This window comes from Nitratireductor pacificus pht-3B, from assembly GCF_000300335.1.
Classification (GTDB): domain Bacteria; phylum Pseudomonadota; class Alphaproteobacteria; order Rhizobiales; family Rhizobiaceae; genus Nitratireductor; species Nitratireductor pacificus.
In genome coordinates this window covers 123,460-145,622 of sequence record NZ_AMRM01000012.1, presented here as the reverse complement: position 1 = coordinate 145,622, position 22,163 = coordinate 123,460, and the positions used below count along the sequence as shown (strand labels likewise).

General features: G+C 66.6%; 24 protein-coding genes. 14 read left to right on the top strand and 10 right to left on the bottom strand.

Annotated elements, in window-relative coordinates; genetic code table 11:
- Positions 1–20: 20 nt before the first annotated feature.
- Entirely contained in the window at positions 21–806 is a 786-nt protein-coding gene (locus NA2_RS12415; protein WP_008597268.1) for a GntR family transcriptional regulator, read from the bottom strand.
- Between the two features lie 296 nt (positions 807–1,102).
- On the opposite strand from NA2_RS12415, the gene NA2_RS12410 reads away from it, so the two are divergent.
- The 3 genes from NA2_RS12410 to NA2_RS12400 all read left to right on the top strand — a co-directional run bounded on the left by NA2_RS12410 (position 1,103) and on the right by NA2_RS12400 (position 3,828).
- Entirely contained in the window at positions 1,103–2,002 is a 900-nt protein-coding gene (locus tag NA2_RS12410) for an N-acetylmuramic acid 6-phosphate etherase (RefSeq protein WP_008597267.1), read from the top strand.
- 42 nt (positions 2,003–2,044) lie between these two features.
- Entirely contained in the window at positions 2,045–3,076 is a 1,032-nt protein-coding gene (locus tag NA2_RS12405; RefSeq protein WP_040677703.1) for an SIS domain-containing protein, read from the top strand.
- A 110-nt stretch (positions 3,077–3,186) separates the two neighbouring features.
- On the top strand, positions 3,187–3,828 hold the full coding sequence (locus tag NA2_RS12400) for a LysE family translocator (protein WP_008597263.1): 642 nt from the start codon (positions 3,187–3,189) through the stop codon (positions 3,826–3,828).
- Between the two features lie 64 nt (positions 3,829–3,892).
- Here NA2_RS12400 and rlmN read toward each other — a convergent pair whose 3' ends face one another.
- The 4 genes from rlmN to NA2_RS12380 form a co-directional block, all read right to left on the bottom strand.
- Complete coding sequence (gene rlmN / locus NA2_RS12395; RefSeq protein ID WP_008597262.1) at positions 3,893–5,119, bottom strand: dual-specificity RNA methyltransferase RlmN; 1,227 nt, start codon at positions 5,117–5,119, stop codon at positions 3,893–3,895.
- 150 nt (positions 5,120–5,269) lie between these two features.
- Positions 5,270–5,770, bottom strand: coding sequence for an invasion associated locus B family protein (locus NA2_RS12390; RefSeq protein WP_008597261.1), 501 nt, complete (start codon positions 5,768–5,770; stop codon positions 5,270–5,272).
- Positions 5,771–5,982: 212 nt separating this feature from the next.
- The gene (locus tag NA2_RS12385; protein WP_040677701.1) at positions 5,983–6,363 is read right to left on the bottom strand and encodes a YkvA family protein; all 381 of its coding nucleotides are present in this window, start codon (positions 6,361–6,363) and stop codon (positions 5,983–5,985) included.
- A gap of 64 nt (positions 6,364–6,427) precedes the next feature.
- Positions 6,428–6,724 (bottom strand): 4a-hydroxytetrahydrobiopterin dehydratase, encoded by a 297-nt coding sequence (locus NA2_RS12380; protein WP_008597259.1) that lies wholly within the window; start codon positions 6,722–6,724, stop codon positions 6,428–6,430.
- A gap of 71 nt (positions 6,725–6,795) precedes the next feature.
- On the opposite strand from NA2_RS12380, the gene NA2_RS12375 reads away from it, so the two are divergent.
- Positions 6,796–7,269 carry a low molecular weight protein-tyrosine-phosphatase gene (locus NA2_RS12375; protein ID WP_008597257.1) on the top strand — a complete coding sequence of 158 codons (474 nt, stop codon included), beginning with the start codon at positions 6,796–6,798 and terminating at the stop codon, positions 7,267–7,269.
- Here the strand turns inward: NA2_RS12375 and thpR are convergent.
- Together thpR and NA2_RS12365 are read right to left on the bottom strand one after the other, a co-directional pair.
- Positions 7,218–7,817 (bottom strand): RNA 2',3'-cyclic phosphodiesterase, encoded by a 600-nt coding sequence (gene thpR, locus NA2_RS12370; RefSeq protein WP_008597256.1) that lies wholly within the window; start codon positions 7,815–7,817, stop codon positions 7,218–7,220. The genes NA2_RS12375 and thpR overlap by 52 nt on opposite strands.
- Before the next feature lie 79 nt (positions 7,818–7,896).
- Positions 7,897–8,568 (bottom strand): arylesterase, encoded by a 672-nt coding sequence (locus NA2_RS12365; RefSeq protein ID WP_008597254.1) that lies wholly within the window; start codon positions 8,566–8,568, stop codon positions 7,897–7,899.
- A gap of 81 nt (positions 8,569–8,649) precedes the next feature.
- On the opposite strand from NA2_RS12365, the gene NA2_RS12360 reads away from it, so the two are divergent.
- The 4 genes from NA2_RS12360 to NA2_RS12345 all read left to right on the top strand — a co-directional run bounded on the left by NA2_RS12360 (position 8,650) and on the right by NA2_RS12345 (position 13,552).
- A complete protein-coding gene (locus NA2_RS12360; protein ID WP_008597253.1) occupies positions 8,650–9,348 on the top strand; it encodes an ABC transporter ATP-binding protein in 699 nt (232 codons plus the stop codon).
- Positions 9,345–11,894 carry an ABC transporter permease gene (locus NA2_RS12355; protein ID WP_008597252.1) on the top strand — a complete coding sequence of 850 codons (2,550 nt, stop codon included), beginning with the start codon at positions 9,345–9,347 and terminating at the stop codon, positions 11,892–11,894. The genes NA2_RS12360 and NA2_RS12355 overlap by 4 nt, the downstream gene beginning before the upstream one ends.
- A 220-nt stretch (positions 11,895–12,114) precedes the next feature.
- On the top strand, positions 12,115–12,891 hold the full coding sequence (locus NA2_RS12350) for a Bax inhibitor-1/YccA family protein (protein ID WP_008597251.1): 777 nt from the start codon (positions 12,115–12,117) through the stop codon (positions 12,889–12,891).
- Between the two features lie 85 nt (positions 12,892–12,976).
- Positions 12,977–13,552, top strand: coding sequence for a GNAT family N-acetyltransferase (locus NA2_RS12345; RefSeq protein WP_008597250.1), 576 nt, complete (start codon positions 12,977–12,979; stop codon positions 13,550–13,552).
- Between the two features lie 130 nt (positions 13,553–13,682).
- On the opposite strand, the gene NA2_RS12340 is transcribed toward NA2_RS12345, so the two are convergent.
- Together NA2_RS12340 and NA2_RS12335 are read right to left on the bottom strand one after the other, a co-directional pair.
- Positions 13,683–14,069 carry a DUF2794 domain-containing protein gene (locus NA2_RS12340; RefSeq protein WP_008597249.1) on the bottom strand — a complete coding sequence of 129 codons (387 nt, stop codon included), beginning with the start codon at positions 14,067–14,069 and terminating at the stop codon, positions 13,683–13,685.
- 451 nt (positions 14,070–14,520) lie between these two features.
- Positions 14,521–15,312, bottom strand: coding sequence for a DUF1223 domain-containing protein (locus tag NA2_RS12335; protein ID WP_008597248.1), 792 nt, complete (start codon positions 15,310–15,312; stop codon positions 14,521–14,523).
- A 119-nt stretch (positions 15,313–15,431) separates the two neighbouring features.
- Between NA2_RS12335 and NA2_RS12330 the strand changes: the two genes are divergently transcribed.
- On the top strand, positions 15,432–16,106 hold the full coding sequence (locus tag NA2_RS12330) for a ceramidase domain-containing protein (RefSeq protein WP_008597247.1): 675 nt from the start codon (positions 15,432–15,434) through the stop codon (positions 16,104–16,106).
- An 88-nt stretch (positions 16,107–16,194) separates the two neighbouring features.
- Here NA2_RS12330 and acnA read toward each other — a convergent pair whose 3' ends face one another.
- Positions 16,195–18,888, bottom strand: coding sequence for an aconitate hydratase AcnA (gene acnA, locus NA2_RS12325; RefSeq protein WP_008597246.1), 2,694 nt, complete (start codon positions 18,886–18,888; stop codon positions 16,195–16,197).
- Positions 18,889–19,171: 283 nt separating this feature from the next.
- Here acnA and ccmA point away from each other — a divergent pair, with 283 nt between their 5' ends.
- The 5 genes from ccmA (at position 19,172) to NA2_RS12300 (ending at position 22,141) form a co-directional block, all read left to right on the top strand.
- Complete coding sequence (gene ccmA, locus NA2_RS12320; protein ID WP_040677634.1) at positions 19,172–19,783, top strand: heme ABC exporter ATP-binding protein CcmA; 612 nt, start codon at positions 19,172–19,174, stop codon at positions 19,781–19,783.
- A 61-nt stretch (positions 19,784–19,844) separates the two neighbouring features.
- Positions 19,845–20,510: a heme exporter protein CcmB gene (gene ccmB / locus NA2_RS12315; RefSeq protein WP_008597244.1), complete on the top strand. Its 666-nt coding sequence runs from the start codon at positions 19,845–19,847 to the stop codon at positions 20,508–20,510.
- Positions 20,511–20,577: 67 nt separating this feature from the next.
- Entirely contained in the window at positions 20,578–21,366 is a 789-nt protein-coding gene (locus tag NA2_RS12310) for a heme ABC transporter permease (RefSeq protein WP_008597242.1), read from the top strand.
- Entirely contained in the window at positions 21,363–21,560 is a 198-nt protein-coding gene (gene ccmD, locus NA2_RS12305; protein ID WP_008597241.1) for a heme exporter protein CcmD, read from the top strand. The genes NA2_RS12310 and ccmD overlap by 4 nt, the downstream gene beginning before the upstream one ends.
- Positions 21,557–22,141 carry a DsbE family thiol:disulfide interchange protein gene (locus NA2_RS12300; RefSeq protein WP_008597240.1) on the top strand — a complete coding sequence of 195 codons (585 nt, stop codon included), beginning with the start codon at positions 21,557–21,559 and terminating at the stop codon, positions 22,139–22,141. The genes ccmD and NA2_RS12300 overlap by 4 nt, the downstream gene beginning before the upstream one ends.
- The last annotated feature ends 22 nt before the right edge of the window (positions 22,142–22,163 follow it).

The window sequence follows — 22,163 nt, the reverse complement described above, 5'->3', positions numbered from 1 at the left end:
TCATTTGAAAGCGACATGCATTAGACGTTCTGGGACGGCTCCAGATTGAGCTCCGCGACGAAGTCGAAGCGGTCGCCCTTGTAGTGGGAGCGGGTGAACTCGACGATGGCGCCGTCGCCGGTGCGCGAGACGCGCTCCAGATAGAGGGCCGGCTCGCCCGGTTCCGCCTTGAGCAGGGCTGCTTCGAACTCCGGAAGCGCGCAGGCATGCATGCGCTGCAGCGCCTTGTGCGGGCGGGCGCCCGCGGCGGCCAGCGCCTCGTAAAGGGAATCGCCCAGCGTCTCCAGCGAGGAGAACAGGCGGGCCGGAACGATGGCGAGTTCCACCGCCAGCGGCAGGTCGTCGGCAAGCCGCAGCCGGTGCAGGCGCGCCACCCGGTCGCCCGGCGAGAGGCCGAGCGTCATCGCCTCGCGCGCTGAGGGACTGGCGAATTCGCGCGCCAGCCAGCGCGTCGCCGGCTGGCGGCCATAGGAGATCATGTCCTCGCTGAAGGAGGTGATGGCTGCCAGCGGCTGCTCGAAGCGCTCCACCGGCGTGCTGACATAGGTTCCCGAGCCGCGCCGTTGCCGGACCACGCCCTCGCGCACCAGAAGGTCGATGCCGCGGCGGACCGTCACGCGCGACAGCGCCGTCGTCTCGGCGATGGTGCGCTCGGAGGGCAGCGCCTCGCCCGGCACGAGCCGTCCGGTCTCGATCAGCGTGCGCAGAACGCCGGCGACCTGCATGTACAGCGGCGTCGGATTGTCCTGCTTCTGCGCGAACGCCTCGCGCGACAGTAGGGAGCGGAGGCTCTCGGTCTGCTTCATGACGGGCCTTGATCTGTGGGCAATGCGGTTTCCTGAGGGTGGCGGTCCCGGACAGAACCGCGGCTGGTTCGGCCGGAGCGTAAAGCCAATTATCGACCAGTTTGCCGGAAGGTTCAAGAAAGCTGCGCTCAACAAGCGTTTCAGGTTTTCAGGAAGGGCAGATTCACCAGGAAAACCGTGGATTCTCTGGTTTTCCCGGAACAGGCACTGATTACGGGATCATATTGCCTATAGGATTTGGTATTAAACTGGTATATAAATGGCCTCGATCCCGCCAGCCAGCCGATGAGTGCGCCATGACCACGCCCACCGAACGTTCGAGCCTCGCCTATCGCGACCTGGAGACCCTTAGCGCCGGCGGCATGCTGACGGCGATGCTGGAGGGGCAGGAGGCGGCGCTTTCCGCCGTCCGCGCGGCCCTCCCGGCGCTCGACCGCGCCGTCGAGGCCGCCGCGGCGCGTCTGGCCGATCCGCAGAGCCGCCTGGTCTATGTCGGGGCCGGCACTTCTGGGCGCATCGCGATGCTCGACGGGATCGAGCTCTATCCGACATTCGGCTGGCCCGAGGAGCGCTCGGCTTTCCTTCTGGCCGGCGGCGAGGCGAGCATGGCGGAGGCGCGCGAGAGCGCCGAGGACGACGAGGATGCGGGCCGCGCCGCGATTGCCGGGCTGGACTGCCGTGCCGGCGACGTGGTGGTCGGGCTGGCCGCCAGCGGCAGCACGCCCTACACGCTCGCCGCGATCGACGAGGCGCGCGGGCGCGGCGCGCTGACCATCGGTCTCGCCAACAATCCGGGCGCCGCGCTGCTCGACCGCGCCGAGATCGGCGTCCTGCTGGAGACCGGGCCGGAAGTGCTGGCCGGATCGACGCGCATGGCCGCCGGCACCAGCCAGAAGATCGCCATGAACCTGTTCTCCACGGCGATCATGATGCGGCTCGGCAGGGTCTATCGCGGACTGATGGTCGACATGATCCCCTCGAACCAGAAACTGAAGCGACGCGCCATCGCCATGCTGATGCAGGTGGCGGACTGCGGCGAAGAGGCGGCGCTCGATGCGCTCGGCAAGACCGGCTTCCACGTCAAGCCGGCGGTGCTGGTGGTGCGCGGGCTTTCGCCCGAGGACGCCATGGCGGCGCTCGACCGCAATGGCGGCGACCTTCACAGAGCTTTCGCCGAACTCGACAACAATGGCTGAACCGGCCGACCCGATCGCAACATTCCACTCGAAAGACGCATGATGACCGACACGCCCTCGCTGATGTTCCAGGAAACCGCCGAAGCCGCCGACGCCGTGGAGCGGTTGTATTCCCGCGAGGCGCAGGCCTTCGCCGAGATCGGCCGTGTCATAGCCGAGCGGCAGCCGGCGGTGGTGAGCATGTCGGCGCGCGGCTCGTCCGACCACGCGGCGAGCTTCTTCAAATATCTGTTCGAGATCCACGCCGGCCTGCCCGTCGCGTCGATCGGTCCCTCGGTGGCGTCGGTCTACAACGCGCCGCTGAAGCTGGAGCGGGCGCTGCACATCACGATCTCGCAGTCGGGCGCCAGCCCGGACATCATCGCCGCGCAGCAGGCAGCCAGCAAGGGCGGGGCGGTGACGGTGGCGGTGGTCAACATCGCCGACAGCCCGCTCGCCAGGGCGGCGGACATCGTCCTGCCGATCCATGCGGGCCCGGAGCGCAGCGTGGCGGCGACGAAGAGCTTCATCGCCTCGGCGGCGGCGCTTGCCGGCATCGCCCAGGCGGCGGCGCGCAGCGAGGCGCTGGGCGCCGCGCTCGCCCGCCTTCCGCAGGCGCTGCGCGCGGCCTGCGACGTGGACTGGCAGCCCGTCCTGCCGCTGATCGGCGATGCCTCCTCGCTCTACACGACCGGCCGCGGGCCGGGCTTCGCGATCGCGCTGGAGGCCGCGCTGAAGGCCAAGGAAACGGCGCAGCTCCACGCGGAAGCCTTCTCGCTGGCCGAGCTGATGCACGGGCCGATGCAGCTCGTCGACAAGGGGTTTCCGATCATCGCCTTCGTGCCGGACGACGCGGCGCTCGCCTCCAGCACGGAAGGGTTGGGCAAGCTGCGCGGCCTCGGCGCGCAGATTGCGGCATTCTCCTCGCGCGACCTGGGCCCGCTCACCATCGAGACGCCGACCACCGGCCATGGGCACATCGATCCGCTGGTGTCGCTGGTCGGCTATTACCGGCTGATCGAATGCGCGGCGCGGCAACGCGGGCTGAACCCCGACACGCCGGACAAGTTGAAGAAGGTCACCGAGACCATCTGACCGCCGGTCGGTCCCTCCAATCCCGCATCGATACGGCGATGGGGTGATTTCACTCGGCCGCGAAATGCGTTAGCTTCCGGCAGCTTCAACCGCTGCCCGGGTTCTCAGCCATGGATTTCATTCCGGATTTCGCGATCATCCTGCAGTTCGCGCTCGCCACCCTCGTCATCGCCATCACGCCCGGACCGGACATGACGCTGTTCGTCGGACGGGCGCTGAGCCAGGGCAGGGCGGCGGGCTTTGCCTGCATGCTCGGCGCGATGACGGGCATCATGATCCACACGGCGCTGGTGGCGCTCGGCCTGTCGGCGCTGATCGTCGCCTCTCCCGAGGCGTTCCTGGCGCTGAAGGTGTTCGGGGCGGGCTATCTGATCTGGCTGGCGTTCCAGGCGATCCGTCGCGGCTCGGCCTTCTCGCCGGAGAAGCAGGGGCATGCGGGGCGTTCGCTGTTCAAGAACTGGGCGACCGGCCTCGGCATCAACCTGATGAACCCGAAAATCATCCTGTTCTTCATGACCTTCCTGCCGCAGTTCGTCTCGGCAAGCGATCCGCACGCGCCGGGCAAGCTGTTCTTCCTCGGCCTTCTGTTCATTCCGCTGTCGCTGCCGGTCACCGTGCCGATGGTTCTTGCCGCCGACGCCTTCTCGCAGCTGCTGCGCAAGAGCCCGCGCGTTACGCGGGTGGTCGACTATCTGTTCGCCGGCGTGTTCTCCGCCTTCGCCCTGAAGATCCTGACGGCGCAGGCGCGATAGACCCGCTCGGTGCTTCTCCGCGCTTGTGCGGGCGTCGGGTGATTCCGCCCGGCGGCAAGACGCTCTATTCGCCGTGCCCGGAGATCATCATCGCTTCGAGCCTGAGACGGTCCGTCTTCTTCATCCGCTCCGAGGCAGACTTGAGCTGGCCGCAGGCGGCGAGGATGTCGCGGCCGCGCGGCGTGCGGATCGGCGAGGCGTAACCCGCCTTGTTGACCAGGTCGGCGAACTCCTCGATCTGCTCCCAGTCGGAGCATTCATAGTCGCTGCCCGGCCAGGGGTTGAACGGGATCAGGTTGATCTTCGCCGGGATGCCCCTGAGGAGGCGGACGAGCGCGCGCGCATCGTCGAGCGAATCGTTGACGCCCTTCAGCATCACATATTCGAAGGTGATGCGCCGGGCGTTCGACAGGCCGGGATAGGCACGGCAGGCGTCGAGCAGCTCCTTCAGCGGATACTTCCTGTTGATCGGCACCAGGACGTCGCGCAACTCGTCGCGGACTGCGTGCAGCGAGATCGCCAGCATGACGCCGATCTCCTCGCCCGTGCGGTAGATCTCCGGCACGACGCCCGAGGTGGACAGGGTGATGCGGCGCTTCGACAGCGACAGGCCTTCACCGTCCGAGGCGATCAGCAGGGCCTGCTTGACGTTCTCGAAATTGTAGAGCGGCTCGCCCATGCCCATCATGACGATGTTCGTGATCTTGCGGCCCTCGGCGGGGACGATGGCTCCGTCCGGCGTGTCGGCATCGGGGAAGTCGCCCAGCCGGTCGCGGGCGACCAGGAGCTGTTCCAGGATCTCGCCGGGCGTCAGGTTGCGCACCAGCTTCTGGGTTCCCGTGTGACAGAAGGTGCAGGTCAGCGTGCAGCCCACCTGGCTGGAGATGCACAGCGTACCGCGTCCTTCCTCGGGGATGTAGACGGTTTCCACGTCGACCGGCCGGCCCGCACCGCGCGGCGGAAAGCGCATCAGCCATTTGCGCGTGCCGTCCTGCGAGATCTGTTCCTCGACGATCTCCGGGCGGGCGATGGTGCAGTGGGCGTCGAGCGTGGCGCGCAGGTCCTTCGAGATGTTGAACATCTGCGAAAAGTCGGAAACGCCGCGCACATACAGCCAGTGCCAGAGCTGGCGCACGCGCATCCGGGCTTGCCGTTCAGGAACGCCGAGGCCGACAAGCGCCTCCGCCATCTCGTCGCGCGAAAGGCCGATCAGGGATTTCTTCTCGGCAGCCGCCTGCGGCCGCACCTGATCGTGGCTTTCGGGCGTGATGAGATCGAGTGTCAGGGCCATGCGTGTCGGTCCGGGTGTTCGTGGTCGGGGCGTTGGTCAAACGCGTTGCGGGCGACACGCTCCGAAACCGGGGTCGCCCTTTCATTCGCGCCGCTCATACCACGCCGGGCCGCCGCCGTCACCTGTGACGGCGAAACCGCGGCCGGAAGGCTATTTGCAGCTCTTGATCGCGTCGAGGGCGGCGGAGATGCCGAGCAGCGAGAAGGTGTAGCTGGTGGCGTTGCCGCGTCCCGATTTGGCGCCGATCTTCATGTCGGAGCCGGCCTTCATGGCGGCGATGAGCTGCGGTTCCTCCGCAGCGTTTTCCAGCCAGGCCGACTTGCCCTGCGTGAACAGGGTGAAGGAGCGGCCACCGACGGTCGCGGTCACCTTGGAGCTGTCCTGGAAATTGTAGCTGGCGATGAACTGCGGCTCATAGGCCACGTTCTGTCCGGGCTTCTGGCTGACGAAGAAGAAGATGTCGCCGTGGTCGAGGCTGGACGGCTCCTTCGTCTTCGGCACGCTCATGGCGTAGCACACCTTGCCGTTGCCAGCCTGGTAGCTGTAGACGCCCCAGTCGCGGTGCTGCCCCACGGCTGTCGCCTGGGCCAGCGCCGGGCCTGCCGCCGCCATCGTGCAAATGAGAACAAGTGTCGAAATCAGTCCGCGCATCGTCTTGACCGTCTTTTTTCCTGTGTTCCGACGCTGATCCGCCTCAGCCCCGATCACTTCATTTTTACTTAATCTGGGTTACCAAAGCGTGAAGCGCTCAAAAAGACCTTCATGCGCCGGCCCCCGATATTCACCCTACCCTGTTTTGCAGGGAACGGCGAACACCCCGTGCGAACGGTTGAAACGAATGAAAAAGGCGAGAGTTTGACCTGTCACCGATCCGGATCGGCCTCGGACAGCGCCTTCCTCGCGGCGAGGCGGTGTGCCGGCGTGATGTGTTTGCGCACCGTGTTGAGCGCGGCGGCGAGCACCGCCATGTCGTCGGTGAAGCCTAGGCCGAGCAGGAAATCCGGCACCAGGTCCAGCGGCAGGACGAAATAGGCGAGCGCGGCAAGAAGCGTTCCGCGCACCCGCGGCGGCGAATCATTGTCCAGCGCGCAATAATAGCCGGCGACCAGCTCCTCCACGAAGGGAACCTGGCGGGCGGCTTTCCTCAGCGTGTGCCAGAACCTGTCGCGCACGCGCTCCTCGCGGCGCCCGTTCTCTCCCGGGCCGACCGGTTCGAGGATTTCACCGATTCTCGCTTCGTCCATCATCGTGCCCATCCTGTGCCGGTGACGGCAAAAATGTGGGAAGAGGGGGCCGCGAATGCAATGGCTATGGCTCGGAGAAGCCGTTCATCGCCTTTGCAAGCATGAAGTCCAGCTCGGTCAGGCCGCCCGCGTCGTGCGTGGACAGCGTCACGTCCACAGTCTTGTAGACATTCGACCAGTCGGGATGATGGTTGAGCTTCTCGGCGACAAGCGCGCTTCGCGTCATGAAGGCGAAGGCCTCGGAGAAGTTCCTGAACACGAAGCGGCGCGCGATGGAAGCGCCGTCATCGGCGATCGTCCAGCCGTCGATGTCCTGAAGCGCGGCCTTCGCCGCGGCGGGATCGAGCTTTTGCCTTGCCATTGCGCCTCTCCATGGTATCGCGATCTACAGCGCCAATTCTGTAGTCCTGAACGAAACATAGCGCCCCTATCATGAACGCAAAGCCCCGTTTCTCCATCCTGTTCGTCTGCCTCGGCAATATCTGCCGCTCGCCGCTTGCCGAAGGAGTGTTCCGCAGCACCGCCGCCGCGCATGGACGCGAGGCGGACTTCAACGTCGATTCGGCGGGAACCGGAGCCTGGCATGTGGGCAACCCGCCCGACCCGCGCTCGGTGGCGGTCGCGCGGGGGTTCGGGGTCGACATCTCCGGCCAGCGGGCGCGCCAGGTGCAGGCCGGCGATTTCAGTCGTTTCGACCTCATTCTCGGCATGGATCGCGACAATGTCCGAACCCTGCTCTCCCGCGCGCCGGCCGGCGCGTCGGGCAGGGTCCATCTCTTCCTCGACCATGCGGGGTGCGGGATGACCGACGTCCCCGATCCCTATTACGGCGGCGACGACGGTTTCACCGCGGTCTACCACATGATCCGCGAAGCCTCGGAGGCGCTGCTGGCCAGACTGGAGTGACGATCCTTCTCGCTGCCCAGCAGCGGCCAGGCTTCCTCGACGATATAGGGTCCGCCGCCCACCGAGGCGCGCGACGACATCAGCACGAAGCGCCCGACCGTGAAGGGCGTGGAAGCGAAATTGCCGCGCGCCGATAAATAGGCCGCGACGTCGAGCGGATTGGCGTTCTTCAGCCGGGCGAGCGTCACATGCGGGGTGAACTTGCGGGGATCGGGCGGCAGGCGCAGCCGCCGGCAGATGCTCTCGATCTCGCCCTGCAGGGCGTGCAGATCGGGCGAGGCGGTCACGCCGGCCCAGATGGAATGCGGCTTCTTCTGGCCGAAGGCGCCGACGCCGGAAAGTTTGATGGTGAAAGAGGAACGCCGAACCCGGTCGAGCGCATTGGCCAGCTCGTCGGCCACATGGCCTTCGATGTCGCCAAAGAAACGCAGGGTCAGGTGATAGTTCTCGACGTCGATCCAGCGAGCTCCCGGGAGGCCCCCGCGCAGGAGTGACAGCGACAATGCGGCGTCACGCGGGATCTCGAGGGCGGTGAAAAGTCGCGGCATGGCAACCTCCTCGAATCGTACTGTCAGTGACAGCGAATCACCGATTACCGTCATGGGCAAGCGGTTTCTTGGTGGGGGTCTAGGCTTCTTCCTCCTTCTGCTCGTCGATGGTTTTGCGAATCAGCGGCAGCATGCGCTCGACCATGCGGGCGACGCCATCGGCGTTGGGATGCATGCCGTCGGACTGGAGCAGCGCCGTCTCGGCGGCGACGCCGTCGAGGAAGAAGGGGATCAGCGTCAGGCCGTGCTTCTCGGCGAGCCGCGGATAGATCGGGTTGAAGGCGGCGGCATAGTCGGGTCCGAGATTGGGCGCCGCCAGCATGCCGGCGAGCACCACGCGCTGGCCGCGCCCGGTCAGTTTCTCGATGATGGCGTCGAGATTTTTTTCGGTGGACGCGGGCGGAATGCCGCGCAGCATGTCGTTGGCGCCCAGTTCGAGAATGACGATGTCCGCCTCGGCGGGAACCGACCATTCGAGGCGCGCCAACCCGCCGCTCGTCGTATCGCCGGAGACGCCGGCATTGGCCACGGTCACGTCGGCACCGCCGTCGCGCAGGGCGTCCTCCAGCATTTCGGGGAAAGCTTCCCCGGGGCCGAGCCCGTAACCCGCCATCAGGCTGTCGCCGAAACCGACGATGCGCACGGGTTCGGCGCGCGCCGCGCCGGCGAGAACCAGCGACAGGATGAGCGCCAGGAACAGGGATGAAATCTTTGTGAAAGGCGGGAACGGCGGAAAGGATTTGAATGCCATGCGGGATAACCCATATTTGCCGGGATCGAACCGTCCGTGCGATCGCCGCGTCTCTTTCTCCCAATATAGGATGTCTTTTCCGTGACAGAACCCGTGATCGAACTGGAAGACCTGTCGTTGACCCTGGGCGAGGGCGCCTCCTCCGTGCATGTCCTGAAGGGCATCAGCCTGTCGGTGGAAGCGGGTCAGTCGACGGCGATCGTCGGCCCCTCGGGATCCGGAAAGTCGACGCTGCTGATGGTCATCGCCGGGCTGGAACGGGTGGACAGCGGCACGATCCGCGTCGGCGGGACGATGCTGAACGGCCTCAGCGAGGACGCCATCGCTGCCTTCCGGGGCCGGACCATCGGCATCGTGTTCCAGTCGTTCCATCTCATCCCCAACATGACGGCGCTGGAGAACGTGGCCGTGCCGCTGGAACTGGCCGGCCATCGCGACCCGTTCGGCGCGGCGGAGGCGGAGCTTGCCGCCGTGGGGCTGAGCGACCGGCTTACCCACTATCCCGGCGAATTGTCGGGCGGCGAACAGCAGCGCGTCGCCATCGCGCGCGCCCTGGCGCCCCGCCCGGCCATCCTGATCGCCGACGAACCGACCGGCAATCTCGACCAGGCGACCGGCCGGCAGATTGCTGACCTCCTGTTCGCCAAAGCGGAGGAACGCGGCACCTCGCTGGTGCTCGTCACGCACGATCCGTCGCTGGCCGCGCGCTGCGCCCGCCAGGTTTCCATGCGCTCGGGCCGCATCGAGACGGCGGCGCTGGAGACGGCGGTGCCGGCATGAGGGTCGCGCGCACGCTGCGGCTGGCGGTCCGGTTCTCGCTGCGCGAGATGCGCGGCGGGCTTTCCGGCTTCTTCATCTTCATGGCCTGCATCGCGCTCGGTGTCGGCGCCATCGGCGGCGTCAATTCCGTGGCGCGGGCGATCGGCGATGCGGTGGAAACGCAGGGCCAGTCGCTGCTGGCGGCGGATCTGCGCTTCGAGCTCAACCAGCGCCGCGCCGACGACCGGGAGCAGGCGTTTCTCGCAAGCCTCGGCGATGTGGCCGAAAGCGCCAACATGCGCTCCATGGCGCGGCTCCTGGACGGCTCCGACCAAACGCTGGTGGAGGTGAAGGCGGTCGATGCGCTCTATCCGCTCTACGGGGAGCTGGCGACCGAGCCTGCGCTTTCGCATGACGCGCTGTTCGCAAAGAACGGCGACGCATTCGGCGCGGCGGCGCCCGACCTGCTGTTCGAGCGGCTCGGGCTGAAACCTGGCGACCGGATCATGCTCGGCGGCGAGACCATCGAGCTGCGGGCGGCTCTCGTCAGCGAGCCGGACGCGGTGTCCGACGGGTTCGGCTTCGCCCCGCGCCTCCTGATGTCCCTCGACGGGCTGGAGGCCACCGGCCTGATCCAGCCGGGCAGCCTGGTGGAGCATGTCTACAAGATCCGCCTCCCGGCGGGAGCCGACGAGCGCGCGCTCGTGGCGATCCGCGAGCAGGCCGGCAAGGACTTTCCCGATGCCGGCTGGAGCATCCGGTCGCGGAACAATGCCGCGCCGTCGCTGTCGAGCAACATCGAGCGCTTCTCGCAGTTCCTGACGCTGGTCGGCCTGACGGCGCTGGTGGTCGGCGGGGTCGGCGTCGCCAATGCGGTGCGCGCCTATCTCGACGGCAAGCGGTCTGTGATCGCCACCTTCAAGAGCCTCGGCGCGTCGGGGGGCTTCGTCTTCACCGTCTATCTGGTGCAGATCGGGCTGATCGCCGGCATCGGCATCGTGGCCGGGCTGGCGCTCGGCGCGCTGATGCCGTTTGCTGCCTCTGCGGTGCTTGCCGGCGTGCTGCCGGTGCCGGCCACCGGCGGGCTCTACCCCGGCGCGCTCGGCATCGCTGCCCTGTTCGGCCTGATGATCACGCTCGTCTTCGCGATCATGCCGCTCGGCCGCGCGCGCGACGTGCCGGCGACCGCGCTGTTCCGCGAGATGGGCGTCGAGGGGCGCGGCTGGCCGAAGCCGGTCTACATCGCCGTTTCTGCGGGGATCGCCGCGGCGCTGGCCGGGCTCGCGATCTGGTTCTCGGACGACCGGCGGATGGCGGCGATCTTCGTCGGCGCGACGGTCTGCGCCTTCATCATCCTGCGGGCGGTGGCGCTCGGCATCGAATGGCTGGCGCGGCGCAGCCCACGCATCGCCTCGACGCCGCTGCGCCTGGCGCTCGGCAACATCCACCGGCCCGGCGCGCTGACGCCCTCCGTCGTCCTGTCGCTCGGCCTCGGCCTGACGCTGCTCGCCACGCTGGCGCTGATCGACGGCAATCTGCGGCAGCAGATCACCGGGAACCTGCCGAAAGTGGCGCCCAATTTCTTCTTCGTCGACATACAGGGGACCGAGGTGGAGGACTTCGCCGGGCTGGTCGCCCGAGAGGCGCCCGAGGGCAAGCTCATCCGCGTGCCGATGCTGCGCGGGCGCATCACGGCGCTCAACGCGGTCAATGTGCGCGACATGACGATCCCGCCGGAAGCCGGCTGGGTGCTGCGCGGCGACCGGGGCATTACCTATGCGGAGAACGCTCCCGAAAATTCCACGCTCACCGAAGGCGAGTGGTGGGCGCCGGACTACCAGGGCGAACCGCTGGTCTCCTTCGCCGCCGAGGAAGGCAGGGAGCTGGGCCTCGAGATCGGCGATACGGTCACGGTCAATGTGCTCGGCCGCAACATCACGGCGAAGATCGCCAACTTCCGGCGCGTGGAGTGGGAATCGCTGGCGATCAACTTCGTTATGGTGTTCTCGCCGAACAGCTTTGCCGGCGCGCCGCATGCGTGGCTCGCCACGCTGACCGACGCCAACGCGACGCCCGGCGACGAATCCCGGCTTCTGAACGCGGTGACGCGGGCCTTCCCGACGGTGACGACGGTGCGGGTGAAGGATGCGCTCGACGTGGTCAACCGGCTGGTCGGCCAGCTCGCAACGGCGATCCGCGCGGCGGCGGCGGTGGCGCTGATCGCCTCCGTCCTGGTGCTGTCCGGCGCGCTGGCCGCGGGCAACCGGGCGCGCATCCACGATGCGGTGGTGCTGAAGACGCTGGGGGCGACGCGGCGCACCCTGATCGCCGCCTTCTCGCTCGAATATCTGCTGATCGGGCTGGCAACCGCCGTGTTCGCGCTTCTTGCGGGCGGCCTCGCGGCCTGGTTCGTCGTGTCGCAGGTGATGGGCCTCACCTCGCAGTTCCTGCCGGAAGTGGCGCTGTCGACGATCGTCATGGCGCTCGTCCTCACGGTGGGTTTCGGCCTCGTCGGCACCTGGCGGGTCCTCGGACACAAGGCGGCGCCGGTGCTGCGCAATCTGTGATCCCGGGATGTGACGCCTGGGCCGGCAAAGCATTAACCGTGATCGACGGGAGGGGTCGAAAGGAACGCGAACTCTTGCCGCAGTTGCGTTTCCGGCGCCGAAGGGCCTTGTCGTCGGCGCAAACAGACATCATATTCCCAGAACGCATGCTGGACTCCCGCCAGCGGCGCACGGCCTGACGGCCGTCACCGGACGGGAATTTAGCCAGAAAGGAACAACTATGGCTGACCTTCGCAACTATCAGACCCGCGTAGCGCCCGGCGCTCGCGCGGATGCGGCCATCGACGAGGGCCTGCGCGCCTATATGATTCGCGTCTACAATCTCATGGCGCTCGGCCTGGCGATCACCGGCCTGGCAGCGCTTGGGACGGTTCTGTTCGCGACCACCAACGATCCCGCCGCCGCCGTGGCCACGCTCGGCAACGGCAAGATGCTGACCGGCCTCGGCACGGCCCTCTACGGGTCGCCTCTGCGCTGGGTGGTCATGCTGGCGCCGCTCGGCATGGTGTTCTTCCTCTCCGCCCGCCTCAATTCGATGAGCGTTTCGGGCGCACAGACGGCGTTCTGGGTGTTCGCGGGCCTGATGGGCCTGTCCCTGTCGTCGATCTTCCTGGTCTATACGGGCCAGAGCATCGTGCGCACTTTCTTCATCACGGCAGCCTCCTTCGGCGCGCTGTCGCTGTGGGGCTACACGACGAAGCGCGACCTGTCGGGAATGGGCTCGTTCCTGTTCATGGGCCTGATCGGCCTGATCATCGCCTCGGTCGTGAACATCTTCCTTGCCTCTTCGGCCATGCAGTTCGCCATCTCGGCGATCGGCGTGCTGCTGTTCGCCGGCCTGACGGCCTACGACACGCAGCAGATCAAGGAAATGTACTATGAAGGCGACGACAACGCCGTGTCCGGCCGCAAGGCCATCATGGGCGCGCTGCGGCTCTATCTCGACTTCATCAACCTGTTCACGTTCCTGCTGCACTTCCTCGGCAACCGCGAGTAGCCGATACGGGAATGATGTCATCAAGGGGCGGTCTTCGGGCCGCCCCTTTGTTTTGCCGGCACCCCGGCCCGACGACGGAGACCAGATGAGCGCGATTTCCCATCGCCCGGCAACGCGCGCCGACATCGCCGCGATCGCGCGGATCTACGCTCATGCGGTGACCCACGGCACGGCGAGCTACGAGCTCGACCCGCCCGACGAGGCGGAAATGCTGTCGCGGATGCAGGCGCTCACCGGGAGCGGCTATCCCTATCTGGTGGCGATCGAGGGAGACACGATCCTCGGCTATGCCTATGCGGGGCCGTTCCGCCCGCGCTGGGCCTACCGCTTCGTGGTCGAGGATTCCGTCTATGTCGCCCCGCAGGCCCAGGGCCGGGGCGTCGGGCGCCTTCTTCTGGCCGGGCTGATCGAGGACTGCGCGCGGCTCGGCTTCCGCCAGATCCTGGCGGTGATCGGCGACGGATCGCGGCACAAGGCCTCGGTCGGCCTGCATGCGGCGCTCGGCTTCCGTCACGCCGGCGTGCTGCAGGGCAGCGGGTTCAAGCACGGCGCCTGGCTCGACACGGTGTTCATGCAGCTGACGCTGAATGGTGGCACCGACAGCCCGCCCGATCCGGACTCCCTGCCGGAGCGGCTGTTTCGCGGCGGCGCCGGCTCCTAGGTCCGTTCAACGTTTCACAGAAGCGCTGAACGTGTCTATCTCGTTGTTTTTTCGCGTTTATGCGGGCGTCAGGTGATTCCACCTGACTGCAAAACGCTATGGACCACCGGACCGAAAAGTGGACTCCGCTTCAGATGCGGACCAGGCGCGGCGACTTGTCGAACACCGCCAGAACCCTCGTCAGCTCATGGCCGCGCTTGAGGATGGTCCCGGTCGCCGCGACGACGCTGTAGGCGCCCTGCCTGCGGGTGAGCTTCGGATCCTTGACGATCTGGAAAAGCGGGATTTCGCTGGCGCGGCGAAAAACGGAGAAGATGGCGCGGTCCTTCAGATGGTCGATGGCGTAGTCACGCCATTCGCCGGCCGCGACCATGCGACCGTAGAGGCGGAGTATCTGGTCCAGCTCGCGCCGCTCGAAGGTTACGGGGATGTCCAATCGGGCCCGCCGGGCCTCGTGCAGCGGAATCAATATCCCGGAGCCGTCCCCATCCTCCCCCTGGTTGCCGTAATCGGTCATTGCCTGACCCTCATGACGATTTGGTGACATGGAAGGTTCGCTCGGGGCAGGATGAAATGCAACCCCTGTACAGGAGAAGCGTGAGCCGGCGGAACGAGGTCGAAAAAGCTTTACGGAATAATTGTTTGCCGGCGACGGTTTCTGATTCGCAAGCGGCAATCCTTAGCCGGTAGTAACAAATCGGCACGTTTTGTCGGAATTGGTGATGTCCCGCCACATTCTTGCCGTGTTTTGTCCAAGCTCACGCCCCATTATCCCATGACCATCACCCTCGTTGCCTGAGACGGTTCGGTCCGGACACCGGTCCCGAAAACCCCAAGCCCCCCCGCCCTCGGGGCCATGGCCGGATCGAACCAACTCGGGTCATCCCGGGTCAGGCAACGGTCCCAAGGAAGTCATACCGGTGCTGGTTCAGCCAGCGCCGGTTTTTTGTGCGGAAAGGGAGCGGCCGTCAGGGCGCGAGCAGCGCGGCGCCCAGGATCGGGCCGGGCCGGCCCTTCTTGTCGACGACCTGCAGCAGCACGGCGCAGCCATTGCCCTTCTTCATCACCTCGGCCTTGGGAAGTTCGAAGCTCTTCGGCGCGCCACTCCACATGCCGATGGTCTGCATGCCGTTGACCACGTTCCAGTAATCGAGGGTCTTGCCCCGGTTCTCGCCGGTGCGGATCTCGACGGACTGCTGCGGCGTGAAATCGATGAGGACGACATGCGCGTTGACGGTCGTGCCGGCGGAGCCGGTTCCGTCGCCTGCCAGCGTCCCCGTCGTGATGACGATGCTGTCGCCCCTGTCCTCGATCGAAATGTCGGCCCGTAACCCGCGTTCCTCCAGCGCCATGCCGTCGAGCGCGGACCAGATCCGGTCGCGGCGCGCGCCGTTCATGTCGCGCTGGCCGTTGACGATGGCCTGCGGCGTGTAGATCGAGGTGTTGTCCAGCGCCTGCGCATACGCGCGCTGGCGGGCGGTGTTCTCGGGGCTGCCCAGCGCATCGCGCCAGCCGAGGTAATCCCAGTAGTCGACGTGATAGGCGAGCGCCACCACGTCGCCCGAGCGGGCCAGGTCGGCGAGCACGGCATCGGCCGGCGGACAGGAGCTGCAGCCCTGGCTGGTGAACAGCTCGACGACGCCCAGCGGACGGGACGAGCTGCCGGCAAGGGTCGCCTGCGGCAGGCATAAGGCGAGTGCGACAAGCAGTGCGCCGCACGCCAGCTTTCGCCGCCCTGCCGTTCTCGAAGTTCTGATCATTGCGCCAACTTAAGATTTTCAAACGCCGCGAATTTAGGCAGATTAGCACTCAATAAGAAGTCACGTTGCGGTGAAACAGGGGGCATTGGCAAGGTGGATATGGTTCTGGCGGGACGATCGTGAACGGCGGCCTGTTCGCCGCGATCGATCTCTATTGCGAGCGCACGGGGCCGGGGTTCTGGGCGGAGCCGGTCAATGCGCTGACCAATCTGGCCTTCATCGCCGCAGGCCTGTGGGGCGTGCGGGCGGCGCGGCGCGAGGATGCCGGCCGCTTTGTCGAGATCCTTGGCTGGTGGGTGGTGGTGATCGGCATCGGCTCCGGCCTGTTCCATACCTTCGCCAACAGGCTTTCCGCCCCGGCCGACGTCCTGCCGATCGTCAGCTTCACCCTGGCCTATACGCTGTTCAACCTGCGCCGCTTTCTCGGTCTCGGCTGGGGCCGCGCGGTGCTCGGCGTCGTCGCGTTCTTCGCGGCGGCCGGCCTGGCGACGGCGGCGCTGCCCGGCTGGCTGCACGCGGCCACCAACAGCACGACGATGTACCTGCCGGCCCTTCTGGCGCTCGTGTTCTTCGGCGGGCTTGAAGTGGCGACCGGGCGCAGGGTCGGCTGGTACAATCTGGCCGCGGCGGCGATCTTCGTCGTTTCGGCCCTGTTCCGTATGATCGACCCGACCGTTTGCGGCGGCTTTCCGCTCGGCACGCATTTTCTCTGGCATCTGCTCAACGGCCTGATGCTGGGCGTGGTCCTGGCGGCGGCGGTCCGCCACGGCGCGCCGCGCGCGGCCCGTCGCTGACACGCGCACCCCAGAATCAAAAGCCCCGCCACTGCACGGGGCAGCAGCGGGGTGATTGAAGCCGGATCGAAGATGGCGGCTGAACCGGTCAGGCGGCCAGGTCGCGCAGCACGTATTGCAGGATGCCGCCGTTCTTGAAGTACTCCAGCTCGTCCACGGTATCGATGCGGCAGAGGATCGGAATGTTCTTCACGGCGCCGTCCGCATAGGTGACCTTGGCGACCATCGTGGCGCGCGGCCGGATGGCTTCCAGCCCTTCGATGGTGACGCTCTCGTCGCCCTTGAGGCCCAGCTCCTGCCAGCTCGTCTCCTCGGCGAAGACGAAGGGGATGACGCCCATGCCGACCAGGTTCGAGCGGTGGATGCGCTCGTAGCTCTGGGCGATCACGGCGCGCACGCCGAGCAGGTTGGTGCCCTTGGCCGCCCAGTCGCGCGAGGAGCCGTTGCCGTATTCGACGCCGGCGAACACGACCAGCGGCACGCCTTCCTTGCGGTACTCCATGGCGGCGTCGTAGATCGACATCTCTTCCTTGGAAGGATAGTGAATCGTGTAGCCGCCCTCGGTGCCGTTCTCGCCCAGCATGTGGTTGCGGATGCGGATGTTGGCGAAGGTGCCGCGCATCATCACCTCATGGTTGCCGCGCCGCGTGCCGTACTGGTTGAAGTCGGCGACGCCCACGCCATTGTCCATCAGGTACTTGCCGGCGGGCGAGGCCGCCTTGATGGAGCCGGCGGGCGAGATGTGGTCGGTGGTGATCTTGTCGCCGAACAGGCCGAGGATGCGGGCGTCCTTGATGTCGCTCACGTCGCCGGCCGACTTCTTCATGCCGGTGAAGTAGGGCGGGTTCTGCACATAGGTCGACTTGTCGTCCCAGGCATAGGTCTCGCCTTCCGGCACCTGCACGGCCTGCCAGTTCTCGTCGCCCTTGAACACCTCGGCGTATTTCTTCTCGAACAGGTCGCGCGTGACGTGCTCCTGGATGAACTCCTGGATCTCCTTGTTGGAGGGCCAGATGTCCTTCAGGTAGACGTCGTTGCCGTCCCTGTCCTGGCCGATCGGCTCCTTCGTCAGGTCCTTCGTCACGGTGCCGGCCAGCGCGTAGGCGACCACCAGCGGCGGCGAAGCCAGGTAGTTTGCCTGCACGTCCGGCGAGATGCGGCCCTCGAAGTTGCGGTTGCCGGAGAGCACGCCGGCGGCGATCAGGCCCTTCTCGTTGATCGTCTTGGAGATCGGCGCGTTGAGCGGGCCGGAATTGCCGATGCAGGTGGTGCAGCCGAAGCCGACCAGGTTGAAGCCGATCTGGTCGAGCTCCTTCTGCAGGCCGGAATTGGCCAGATACTCGGCGACGACCTGCGAGCCGGGGGCGAGCGAGGTCTTCACCCAGGGCTTCTGCTTCAGGCCGAGGCGGTTGGCGTTGCGGGCAAGCAGCCCGGCGCCGATCAGCACGCTCGGGTTGGAGGTGTTGGTGCAGGAGGTGATGGCGGCGATCGCCACGTCACCATGGCCGAGGTCGAATTCCTCACCTTCCACCTGCCAGCGCTTGCCGAGGCTCGCGCCATCCTTCTTGTACTCCTTCTCCAGCGCGTCGGCGAAGCCGGAGGCGATGCCCTCGAGCGGGATGCGGCCTTCGGGGCGCTTCGGGCCGGCCATGGAGGGGACGACGTCGCCGAGGTCCAGCTCCAGCGTGTCGGTGAAGACCGGTGCCTCGCTGCCCGTCTCGCGGAACATGCCCTGCGCCTTCGAATAAGCCTCGACCAGCGCGATGCGCTCCTTCGAGCGGCCGGAGACGTTCAGATAGTTCAGCGTCTCGGAATCGACCGGGAAGAAGCCGCAGGTGGCGCCGTATTCCGGGCCCATATTGCCGATGGTGGCGGCATCGGCGAGCGTCAGGTGATCCAGGCCATCGCCGAAGAACTCGACGAACTTGCCGACGACGCCCTTCTTGCGCAGCATCTGGACGACGGTCAACACCAGGTCGGTGGCGGTCACGCCTTCCTTCATCCGGCCGGTCAGCTTGAAGCCGATGACTTCCGGCAGCAGCATGGAGACGGGCTGGCCGAGCATCGCGGCTTCCGCCTCGATGCCGCCGACGCCCCAGCCGAGCACGCCCAGGCCGTTGATCATCGTGGTGTGCGAATCGGTGCCGACGCAGGTGTCGGGATAGGCGACGGTCTTGCCGTCCTCTTCCTTCGTCCAGACGGTCTGGCCGAGATATTCGAGGTTCACCTGGTGGCAGATGCCCGTGCCGGGGGGCACGACGCGGAAGTTCTGGAATGCCTTCTGGCCCCATTTCAGGAAGCGGTAGCGTTCGCCGTTGCGCTGGTACTCCAGCTCTACGTTGCGGGCGAAGGCGCGCGGCGTGCCGAACTCATCGACGATGACCGAATGGTCGATGACCAGATCGACGGGAACCAGCGGGTTGATCTTCTGCGGGTCGCCGCCCAGTGACACCATGGCGTCGCGCATGGCCGCCAGGTCGACCACGGCGGGAACGCCGGTGAAATCCTGCATCAGGACGCGGGCCGGACGATAGGCGATCTCGTGACCGGCCGTGCCCCTGTCGTCGAGCCAGGCCGCGATCGCCTCGATATCCGCCTTGGTGACCGAACGGCCGTCCTCGTTGCGCAGCAGGTTCTCCAGAAGCACCTTCATGGAGAAGGGGAGGCGCGAGATGCCGGCGAGGCCGTTCTTCTCGGCCTCCTTCAGGTCGAAATACACATACTCGGCGTCACCCACCTTGAGGGTGCGGCGGCAATTGAAACTGTCGAGAGATTTTGACACGAGCGATCCTATCCTGGTCTGTTCATCCGAAACGGGAACGGACTCCTCTAGGCATCACGCGCAAAAGGTGCGGGTACGGTCATTTCCGCTGTCCGCCCCCAAGCGTCCCGGGCCGTTAAAGGCGGCGCGCGCGCGGGTATCGGCACAAAGAGTTACACGCCGACCGCTGGCGTGGTTGTCCGGCATATAGAGAATTTCTAAAAAGAGTTCCATACCGATATGCGGTAAAACTGCCGCAACGCGAAAATTCAGGGATAAAGTTTTGCCCGACAAGCAGGACAGGATGCGGTTCGCCGCCGAGGACCTTGGTGGCGAGCGGGGCGGGGAACCGGTGTTTGCCGGCGTCTCCTTCGCCCTTTCAGCCGGCGAGGCGCTTCTTGTGACCGGCCCGAACGGTGCCGGCAAGTCGACCTTGCTGCGGGTGCTGTGCGGCCTTTTGCCCGCTTCGCGGGGAGGCGTTCGCTTCTCCGGAGGCGGCGACGAATGGCCGGACATGGCCTCCGCCTGCCATTATCTCGGCCATCGCAACGGGATGAAGACGGCGCTGAGCGTGACGGAGAACCTCGTCTTCTGGCAGGACTTTCTGGGTCATGCGCATCTTTCGCCGCAGGAGGCGCTGGAGATGGTCGGCCTCGGCGAGATCGGCCACCTGCCCTTCGGCTATCTGTCCACCGGGCAGCGCCGCCGCGCCTCCATCGCGCGGCTTCTGGTCAGCTACCGGCCCGTCTGGCTGCTCGACGAACCGACCTCCGGCCTCGACAGGGCTTCGGAGGCGCAGTTCGCGGAGCTGATGGGCGTGCATCTGGAGGATGGCGGGATCATCGTCGCGGCGACGCACCTGCCGCTCGGGCTGGACGGGGTGCGGGAGCTGCGGATGGGGGAGAGAGTGGAGTGAGAACGTTGGCTGATGGCGCTCCTTCGCGCCCCCCTCTCCCATCAGACGGATCTCCCACACCATGCTAGCCCTCTTCCTGCGCGAAGCACGACTTGGTACCCGCGCCGGCAGCGGGGCGCTGACGGGGGTGTTGTTCTTCCTCGCCGTCGTCGCCGTCATTCCGTTCGGCGTCGGACCCGACCTCAACCTGCTGGCCCGCATCGGCCCGGCGATCCTGTGGATCGGTGCGCTGCTGGCCAGTCTTCTCGGCCTCGAGCGGCTGTTCCAGGCCGACCGGGACGACGGCTCGCTGGATCTCCTGCTGCTCGCCGGCAGCCGGCACATGACGGCACTGACCGTCTTCGTCAAATGCCTCGCCCACTGGACCGTCAACGTGCTGCCGCTGGTGGTGGTGGCGCCGCTGCTCGGTCTTTTCATGAATGTCGAACCCACCGGCATCATGGCGGCCACGCTGACGCTCGCCGTCGGCACGCCGGCGATCACCTTCATCGGCGCGGTGGGCGCGGCGCTGGCGGTGGCGCTGCCGCGCGGCGGGCTGCTCGTGTCGGTGCTGATCCTGCCGCTCGTCATTCCCGTCCTGATCTTCGGCGTCGCCGCAGCGCGCGGCGCGATCGCCGATCCTGACCCGTTCCTGCCGCCTTTCCTCATCCTCGCCGCGCTGACGCTGCTGTTCGCCGTGATCGGGCCGCTGGCCGCGGCGCTGGCGCTGCGCTGGAGCGGCGACTGAGCATCGGGGGCGCGGGAGCGGCGATCTGCAGCAAACGGGAAGATTGCGGAACGGGACGGGCAGGGTTATGGGTTCAGGCATGACAGACGCCACCCCACAAGCTTCGACGCTTTCAGGCCGCCTGACAGCACTCGCCAACCCGACGCGCTTCCTGGCGCTGGCCGACCGTCTGGTGCCGTGGCTGGGCGCGACGGCGCTGGTCGTCGTTGCCGGCGGACTTTACCTGGCCTTCGCTGCGCCGGAGGACTACCAGCAGGGCATAACCGTGCGCATCATGTACATCCATGTGCCCTTCGCGTGGCTCGCCATGTTCTGCTATTCGCTGATGGCCGCCGCCGCACTCGGCACGCTGGTCTGGAAGCACCCCCTGGCGGATGTGGCGCTGAAATCGGCGGCGCCGATCGGGGCGGCCTTCACGGCGCTGGCGCTCCTGACCGGCTCGATCTGGGGCAAGCCCATGTGGGGAACGTGGTGGGTGTGGGATGCGCGGCTGACCTCGGTCTTCGTGCTGTTCCTGATGTATCTCGGCATCATCGCGCTGACGCGCGCCATGGACGATCCCGGCCGCTCGGCGCGGGCGGCGGCGATCCTGACGCTGGTCGGCTTCATCAACATCCCGATCATCAAGTTCTCCGTCGACTGGTGGAACACGCTGCACCAGCCGGCCTCGGTGTTCCGGCTCGACGGGCCGACCATCCATACGAGCCTGCTATGGCCGCTGCTGATCTGCGCGCTGGGCTTCACGCTCCTGTTCCTGACACTGCACCTGATGGCGATGCGAGCCGAGATTTGGCGTCGCCGGGTGATCGCCATGCGCAGGCTTTCCGCCCGCGCGGCCGAAAGGGCGGCGCGATGACCCATGCGGCCTATGTCTTCGCGGCCTACGGCATCTCGGCCCTGGTGATCGCCGCCGTCGGCATCTGGATCCTGATCGACCAGGCGTCGCGCAAGCGGGAGCTGAAGGAGCTGGAACAGCGCGGCATCCGCCGCCGGTCCGAGCGCAGGGAGCCGGGCAAGACGGACTCCGGCGGAAAGAGAACCGGCAAATGAGCGCCGGCGACGGGAAGGCCGTCCGGTCGCGGCGGCTGATGATGCTTCTGCCGCTGGCGGCATTCCTGGCGCTTTCTGCGATCTTCCTGCTGCAACTCGTTTCAGGCCGCGATTCGGCGATCGTTCCGTCGGCATTGATCGACAAGCCGGCCCCGCAGACGGATCTTCCTCCGCTGGAGGGCGTGGGCCTTCCCGGGCTCTCCTCGACGGATTTCGCCGGCAAGGTGACGCTGGTGAACGTCTGGGGCTCCTGGTGCGTGCCATGCCGACAGGAGCATCCGCTGCTGATGGAACTGGCCGCCGACGGGCGTTTCGCCCTGGCCGGCCTGAACTACAAGGACAAGCCGGAGAATGCGCGCCGCTTCCTCGGCGACCTCGGCAATCCCTTTGCCGCGATCGGCGTCGACCAGAGCGGCCGGACCGCCATCGACTGGGGCGTCTACGGCGTTCCCGAGACCTTCCTCGTCGGTCCGGACGGCACGATCCGCTACAAGCATGTCGGCCCCTTCTCGCCCGAGAGCATCCGCGACGATCTGATGCCGCAGATCGAGAAGGCCCTGGCCGGGACGCCTTCGGACTGAGCCGCCTTTCCCGTCATGGTTC